This is a genomic window from Mesorhizobium sp. M7A.F.Ca.US.006.04.2.1 (assembly GCF_004022915.1).
GTDB classification, from domain to species: domain Bacteria; phylum Pseudomonadota; class Alphaproteobacteria; order Rhizobiales; family Rhizobiaceae; genus Mesorhizobium; species Mesorhizobium ciceri.
On the sequence record NZ_RZQA01000215.1, the window covers coordinates 1 to 7,993 of the forward strand.

Annotated in this window: 7 protein-coding genes; 4 read left to right on the plus strand and 3 right to left on the minus strand. The window is 57.5% G+C overall.

Annotated features, from left to right (window positions below):
- Both EN925_RS39650 and EN925_RS13890 read left to right on the plus strand, forming a co-directional pair.
- The coding region (locus EN925_RS39650) for a hypothetical protein (RefSeq protein WP_164894203.1) at positions 1-662 on the plus strand (662 nt) is incomplete at its 5' end.
- Positions 663-2,356: 1,694 nt separating this feature from the next.
- Positions 2,357-2,698 (plus strand): hypothetical protein, encoded by a 342-nt coding sequence (locus EN925_RS13890; protein ID WP_127369081.1) that lies wholly within the window; start codon positions 2,357-2,359, stop codon positions 2,696-2,698.
- 16 nt (positions 2,699-2,714) lie between these two features.
- Here the strand turns inward: EN925_RS13890 and EN925_RS39655 are convergent, their stop codons facing one another.
- Genes EN925_RS39655 through EN925_RS13900 form a run of 3 tightly spaced genes read right to left on the minus strand, consistent with a single transcriptional unit; the run spans position 2,715 to position 4,809 of the window.
- On the minus strand, positions 2,715-2,852 hold the full coding sequence (locus EN925_RS39655) for a hypothetical protein (protein WP_157678546.1): 138 nt from the start codon (positions 2,850-2,852) through the stop codon (positions 2,715-2,717).
- A 54-nt stretch (positions 2,853-2,906) separates the two neighbouring features.
- Entirely contained in the window at positions 2,907-4,013 is a 1,107-nt protein-coding gene (locus tag EN925_RS13895) for a PAS domain-containing sensor histidine kinase (protein ID WP_127384859.1), read from the minus strand.
- A 7-nt stretch (positions 4,014-4,020) separates the two neighbouring features.
- On the minus strand, positions 4,021-4,809 hold the full coding sequence (locus EN925_RS13900; RefSeq protein WP_064994850.1) for an alpha/beta hydrolase: 789 nt from the start codon (positions 4,807-4,809) through the stop codon (positions 4,021-4,023).
- A gap of 1,113 nt (positions 4,810-5,922) precedes the next feature.
- On the opposite strand from EN925_RS13900, the gene EN925_RS13905 reads away from it, so the two are divergent.
- The gene (locus EN925_RS13905; RefSeq protein WP_064994819.1) at positions 5,923-7,137 is read left to right on the plus strand and encodes an ABC transporter substrate-binding protein; all 1,215 of its coding nucleotides are present in this window, start codon (positions 5,923-5,925) and stop codon (positions 7,135-7,137) included.
- 79 nt (positions 7,138-7,216) lie between these two features.
- Positions 7,217-7,993, plus strand: a 777-nt coding sequence (locus EN925_RS13910; protein ID WP_164894204.1) for a branched-chain amino acid ABC transporter permease, incomplete at its 3' end; no start/stop codon positions are given.

Consider the following 7,993-nt stretch of genomic DNA (forward strand, 5'->3'; position numbering starts at 1 on the left):
ACCATGCGCGGCGCGATCTGACGGAGCGACCAGGCAAGGGCTGGACGCCATGGGCGAAGGGTGCCGGCGAACACGACATCGAGAAAATCTGGTGGATGGCTCGGGTGTTGCATTTCCCGAAACTGAACTCGAGCGCTTGGTTCGACGGCAGCGAACTCGACGGCATCGCTCATTGGGGCTTCCGCAGCGAGAAGTGGACCATGAAGGCGAAGCCGGCCGACCGGCAACCGCTGCCCGAGGTCTACGGGCTGGCGCGGGAAGCGCAGAAGCAGGCCGAGGTCGATCTCTTCCGGGCAAGGGCGAATGCGCGCTTCCTGCTGGCCACAGGCGGGCGTCAGCACGCGCAAGGTGCATCGCCGGCGTATGATGGCGGCCGGGGGAAACGCGCTGGTGAGACCTATTTCCCGACAGAACCTATCGCCTTCTCACGCCTTGATATGGCGGATCGACTCCTATCGATCGTACGCCCTCATCTGTTCGGCCGATGTGCCAGCCAAAGTAAGGCGTCAAGTTGCAAATGTGATCCAGGGTCACCACCGAACAGCCCCTTTTGCCAGTCGCTAAATGGGCTGATCAACAGCCCCAGCGGGCTGATTCCGGTGGGGCAGCCGCCACTTCTAGGAGGGCCATCTCGGCTTACCTCGGAGGCGGGATTTGGTTAACAGCGCGAGGGGTAAGGCAATGCCGAGCGGGGTTTTAATTCCGGTTACCGTCACAATCGACGGGGTCAAGAAGACATTCCCGTCGCTCACAGATTTGGCACTCCATGTAGGTTCAAATCCGACTGCGCCGGTTGCTTGGCGTAGTCGCAACTCCGACCGACCAATTCAGGACTGGGTGGATAAGCAGCTCATGCGTAAAGTCAGCAGGGCAAACAATGTTGAGTAATCCCTCGCATGGGCGCGCCCGCTGTTCACCTAAAGACCCTGGCTGTTCTTACGTTAAGTAAGGCAAAGTTGCCGGCGAGGCCCGCCTATTCGGAAACAGGTCCGCCGCTCACGCGATAGGTGATTCTTGGCGCTATGCCGTCCCGCGATGGGTCATATTGGCTGGGACTGAAATCGCTTTGCTGCTGTGGGGTTGGGGCACGGGGAGGCTCGCGGACTCGCCAATGGGACCGCGAGCCTTTTTAGTGTGCTAGCTCTCCTTCGCCACGGTGCTCCATGCAAAATCAGTGCGAAGGCTGACGCATCCTGGCGAAGCCGAAGCCTCCATCTTTGCCGCAGCCGGGGTGCTCGCACGTATGATTGTCGACGCTTCGTCGATCGCGCGGGGCCGCTGTCATGCCTTCGGCAAGCCGGGATGGTCCATCGCTCATGGGGGAAAAGATTCCACAAGCGTCTTGACGCGCAAGGAATATGTTCCTTTTTTGTTCTGATGGCGCACGATCCCGCACACATGCTTGTGAAGGCCGAGTGCAGCTGCGGCAATGTCCGCTTACGGCGGCGGTGTCGATCCTATGAGGTAGAAGTTCGACTGGAACCGCTGCAGACCGCAGATCAAGATCACGCTTCTCGAGGCCCACCCCGAACACCTGCCGAAGCCTGATAATCCACAAGCCGACGAAGATCGACGGCCAAGATCGTATGGCACACCGAGAGATTCGGATGGAAAATGGCCAGGTCAAAAGGTTCGCAGAAATTCGCAGACTGAAATTGAACGCTTTGTGACAGCAGCGGAAGCGCTGCACTTGAGCATCGTCAAGCCGTTATATATTGCAAGCACTACCGGCTGACGCGCGTCCTGCATGAGGCGCTGTCTAAAGCCGTGCGGGAAGTGACCGGGAAGGAAGTCCCGTTCATCCGGCGGAACACCACAGGACCGGTGAGCCCGCCCCATCTGGACTCCAAGCCTTAGGAGTCGCATTCTCCCACCGGGCGTGGGCATACAGGGGCAGAAGGCTTCCAAGCCTATAAGGCGACGTAGGCGTTCGCTGTTAGAGCAGCGGGCGCTAATCCCTGTCGTGCTTTGCGGCGTTGCCGGGGCAAGCTACCTTATACCGCAGTCCGTACAGCATCCTCTCCCCACAGTGCATCGTCAGGGCGGCGGCATTAGCGCGCCGGGCGGCTGCGCCATCAAGGGGCAACATTAGCGTGACAGGCGAGCGCATCTACCACATGCCAGGGCAGCGACATTACACCGAAACGGTCGTCAACTGGCCAAAGGCGAGCGCTGGTTCTGCTCTCAATGGAAGCATGGTGGGCAGGATGGCGGAAGTCGAAGGTATGATGCGGCCTTATACGGCGGAATCGGCAAAAACGTCTGGTTGGGTGACGGCGCGCAGAGAATTTTAGCAATCGGGAACGTACGGCTCCTGCGGGAGTTTCTCGGGTGAAGGGACCTCAGGGAGGTTGCTATGAGAAAAGTGTTCCTTGCTTCGGTGATTGCCATCGCCTGCGCCGCAGCCACGGTTGTGCCTGCGGATGCACACTTCGGTTCTGGCATCAGCTTTTTTGGTCCGTTCGGGGGCTTCGGTCCGTTCGGCGGCGGCCCGTTTTACCGCGGTGGCCCCTTCTACGGCGGAGGTCCGTTTTACGACTATGGCGGCCGCTATTACGGCCCCCGCTATCCTGCCTACGTGGCCCGCTACCCGCATCGCTACTATTACCGGCATCGTCACCATTGCCGCGTGAAGTGGGTTAGGCACTGGCACCATCACCACCGGGTGCTGGAACGCGTTCGGGTTTGCCGGTACTGACAAGGCCGGATTGGCCCTAGCGCCCGTCCTTCGCCTTCGCACAGGCGTTAGCTTGCCCCATGCCGGAATGCTTCGACGGGTCGGGCGTGTAGATCAGATCGACATTGCGGCTTTGGCATTCACTGCACATGCGTGGGAGCAGGTCGTCACGCATGGCTGGCGTCTCGGCGCCAAGCGGAGCTGCTCGCAGTCAAATTGGCTTGCGTCATCAACTTATGGGCATACGGAAACTAAATCGCGTTTGCTCCATATCCGACACCACGTCCAAGGTTCCACCATGGGCACGGGCTATTTCTGACGCGATGTAGAGCCCCAATCCCAAGCCTTGTTGGCGACCTTTTGCATCTCCTCGATAGAATGGTTGAAAGAGGCGCTTCAATGCCGCTTGCGGAATAGGCTTGCCGCCATTCGCGACCGAGAGATCGAAAAAGCCTTCACTGAACTTACCGGTCACCTGGATCAGAGTTTCAGGGTCTCCATGGGCAATCGCGTTTCCCATCAGGTTGGAAAACAGCTGCGCAAGCCTCACATGGTCAACTTCGATCATGTCACCATCGAGATTCCACAATACGTCGATCTGACGCTCCGGGTAACTTGATCTAATCTCGTCAAGCACTTGCTGCAATGTAGGCTGGATCGGCTTGCCTCGATCCCTCGTCAATCCCAAGCCGCCTCCCAACCTGCCCCTTGCGAAATCCAGGACGTTGTCGATCAAGCCGCTCATGCGCGCTATGCTCGCCAGCATCAGGCGCAGGACTTTGGCAACTTTTTCGTCACTCGGATCGGTGTTACGGGCGAGCATATGTACCCCAGCGGATATCGACGCTAGTGGATTTCGCAGATCGTGGCCAAGCACCGCGATGAACTGCTCGCGCAACTCCGCTGTTTGTTGCGCAGAATGCAATCCTTGTTCCAGCTGACGTTTAGCCTCGCCCAACTCGCGCTCATAGCGCCGCCGCTGTGTTGCGCGAAACAATGTCACCCGTGTTTCGATCACGTCTCCGGCGGGCGTGCGCTGTTCCAATGAGTTGGCTAGAACCGGCAGGATGTCGCCATCCGCCTTCACGATATCCAACGCGACCTCTTCGAAAAATCCTTGCATCCTCAACAATGGAGCGAAATGTGTCTCGTAGAACATCCTGCCTGCGACATTGAGAATTTCACGGAAGCGTTTGCCGCAGACTGCCTCCTTCGAGAACCCAGTCCATCTTTGGAAAGTGCCGTTCGCGTCCTGGATGCGGCCATCTGCGCCTATGACGAGGTAGCCACACGGCGCGTTCTCGAAAAGATCGAGATATTTGTCGTCCGCCCCCATCGCGAACTCAGACGAAAGCCCGTATCGCCGCCACAACTTCCTGCGGGGCGCTGAGGTTGGGGCAGTGACCGACGGCGTCCAGGTGAATCAGTTTGCTTCCAGCTATGTGAGCACGCACGTATTCACCGACATGATCGCCTGCAATGATGTCGTCCGAGCACTGGAGGACTAGCGTCCGCGCTGTGACTTTCGGCAGGTCGGACCTGTTGTCAGAGGTGAATGTGGCCCGTGCGAATTCGCGGGCTATGTCGGGATCAGTCCGACAAAAACTGTTGGTCAACTCGTCGGCAAGGTCCGGGCGATCCGCGTTGCCCATGATCGCTGGCGCCATCGCAGCCGACCAGCCCATGTGGTTGTCAGCAAGCGATGAAAGCAGACCCTCGACATCCGCCTCTGAAAAGCCCCCGACATAGCCGGCATCGTCAATATATCGAGGAGACGGACCGACCAGAACCAGACTGTCGAACATTTCGGGCACCTTTACAGATGCGAGAACTCCGATCATCGCGCTGACAGAATGCCCGACAAACACTGCTCCCGAAAGCTCTACGGCATTCCCGATTTCGATAAGGTCATCCGCGTAACCGTCCAGGGCCGCGTACTTGGCGCTGTCATAAGCGGCAAGATCGGACCTTCCAGCGCCGACATGGTCGAAGAGCACGGTCCGAAACTGGCGGCGGAATGCTGGCTCGACGAAACGCCACATGTTCTGATCACAGCCAAAGCCGTGCGCGAACACCATACTTTTCGGCCCCGTGCCGTGGAGCCGGACATTGTTGCGTTTCAGAACGTCCACGATTTTCCGTCTCATAACCCCTTACTGCAAAATAGCGGGTTCGGAAAAAACTTCAAACGCAAATGAAATGGTTTGGACGCCTGAATCGTATCTTCGTTCAGCACGTTGTGGTTGATGAATAGCTCGATGGTCCAATAGTTTTATGCCGCAGCCCATTTCCGTACTCGTTGTCGAGGCGGCCGGCTGCATCGTGCCGCTCACTCTCGATGAAGCAACGGTTACCGCACTGCGGGCGGGTACCGTGCTGAAGATCTAGGTCAGAAGCACCGACCAGAAGGACGTGGTGCTGTCCGTGTCGCTAAAAGGGCTCGCGCCTGCTCTGGATAGGCTTGGCGTTTTGGCTGGGTGGTAGAAATGGTTGCTATGCTGGCTCCTCCAACCCTGCTTCTCAACGAGTGGATGGAACGCAACAGAGACTGTGATCAGCGGCCGAAGGTCCCGCGCCGACTGATCAGCTTCGCGGCAACTTCGACTTAGTGTTACGGCGCAATCCGGCAATGCGTGCCCGCCAAGTGATAAATCATGCGAATGAAAGCCGCCGGCAACAAACTTGCCGCCGACGGCCATGTTCCGCACCCTCTTTTGTCAACGATATTGGTCGTTCCATCGCGGACGTTCGGGGTGCCCGCGTCCGTTTGCCGTCGCGCCACTGCTGAGCAAACTCAAGCGCCGAGATTTCAAAGCGGACACTAAGACCGTCCTCTCACCTGCCGCTCGGGACAGGTTCGGTGCTGGGCCCTTTCGAGGTGAGGAAGAAGATACTGAATTGAGGGCGTTGGTGCTCGGCAGCGCCCATAGGATGAAGCGTGGCGAATATCCAGGAATGTTCCGCCTACTAGTGTCGCTCGGTCACCAGAGGGGCGCCGCGATCAGTGAAACGCGGTAAAACCTTGGCGCACGCGAAAATCATTTGAGGTTGGCCCGCGGATGTTCTGGAGTTTCCATGGCGATGCGATTGGCGCGATGTGGTGCATCTCCAAACGCGATGACGTCCTGCCCATATGAGACTTCTCCCATTGCTTTCGTTGCCGCTAAAAACCGAATGACAATAAGATGCGGTCACTGAAGTGGCTCACGGCTAGGGATGCCTGTTTTCGAGGAGGAGGAGTTGAAATGCGGATTAAATCATTGGCAGCCGCTGGCCTGCTGGCGGCTATCGCTTTTGCCGGTACCGTCCCGGCGTATGCTCAGATGAAAGCCAAACAGTTCAATATCCTGATGTTGACCGATCTTTCTTCGGTTTATTCAGAAACATCAGGTCCCGGTGACGTTGAATTCGCCAAGATGGCCGTTGATGACTTCGGTGGAAAGGTCAACGGGGTACCGATCAATGTCATCGTCGTCGACAACAAGCTGGATCCTGCACTCTCGGTCAATAAGGCGCGCGAGATCATAGACTCTCAGGGCGTGAACCTCATTACCGACGTGTCGAGTTCCGCCGCAGCCATTGCCATAGCCAAGCTCGCTAACGAAAGGCACATTCTGACGACCTTTGTTAGCCCGGGAACCATGGCGCTTACGAATGAAGCTTGCGGCAAATACACTTGGCACTATGGATACGATACCTCAGCCATGTCCGCGCCGGTCAAGAAAATGACCCAGGACGGCACCAAAAAATGGTATTTTATCACAGCCGACTTTGCCTTCGGAAAGTCGTTGCTGGCTTCTTTCTCGAGTGCCGTTAATCAAAACGGTGGTGAGGTCGTTGGGGTGGATATGGTGCCGTTCCCGAACGACGATTTCTCAAGCTATCTTCTCAAAGCGCAGGCGGCTGGCGCCGAGGCAATCGGAATCCTTGAATCCGGACAGGATCTGCGCAACGCGGTTAAGCAGGCCCGTGAATTCGGCTTGATGGATGCCGGAATAAAGATTGTTCCCGGACAGTTGAATCTTTCTGATGTGAAGGCTCTCGGGCCGGACACGTGGGCCGGCGTAAACGCCGCGCTGATCTGGTATTGGGATCTCGACGACGAAACCCGGAAATTCACAAAGCGTTTCCGCGAGAAGCTCAGCTTCTACCCTGGTGACATACACGCGGGCAACTATTCTGCCGTCTATCAAGTACTGAAGGCCGTCCAAGAAATCGGGACGGACGATCCCGACAAGGTAACGGAAGCCCTAGAAGGTCGGCGTTTCAGCGACATGTTCACCAAGGACGCGCTCATGCGCAAGCGCGACCATCTTGTGGTGAAGCGTACCTTTATTGGCCAGGTCAAACCCGCATCGGAGGTCAAGAACGACAGCGACTTTTTCAACATCGTCGGGTCGGTTCCAGGGGATGAGGCGTACTACCCGGAAGCAGAAAGCACCTGCAAGCACGATTGGTAGCGGAAGAAGCATGCCTCCCGCCGCCGGCTGATCGCCGACGGGGAGAGGGGTTCATCCGCAACGCAACCGAGGCCGGCCAATGTCTTACTATGCAATTTTGCTCTTCAACGGACTTGTCACGGGAGGTGTCCTGGCGTTGATGAGTCTCGGCATGAGCATCATCTTCGGCATGATGCGCGTGGTTAATTTCATGCATGGCGCGATGTTCATGCTGGGCGCAATCATCGCGGTGATTCTGGGATCGCATCTCGGTGTTTCGCTTTGGCTGGGCTTTCTCATTTCCGCCGTTCTGGTCGGACTGCTTGGTGTGATTATTGAGCGGCTGCTCATCCGCCGACTTTATGGCTTGGATCTCGCCTACATCCTGATTTTGACCTTCGGCCTCTCGCTGATCATCGAAGACGTTGTTCGAATTTTTTACGGCGTTACGTCGGCGCCATACCTGGTGCCTGACCTTCTCAAGGGTGCCGTCAGCCTCGGCTTCGCCTCATACCCGAAATATCGCCTCTTCGTCGTTGTGGTATCGGTATTTCTATGTCTGGGCACATATTTGGCGCTTGAGCGCACGCGCCTGGGAGCGCTGATCCGGGCGGCATCGGAGCGGCCCGATCTGCTTAAATGCTTCGGCGGCAATGTGCCCCTTCTCGTGTCCGGCACGTTCTTTTTCGCCTCCGCTCTGGCTGGGCTCGCGGGGGCGCTTTCCGCACCGATGCGCAACGTGTCGCCGTTTATGGGAGAGGAAATGATCAATTTCGTCTTCGCCGTGGTCGTCGCCGGCGGCATGGGCTCGATCGCCGGATCGGCAATCATGGGCTTTGCGTCAGGCCTCGTCTCGGCTATCGCGGCCATCTTCTAT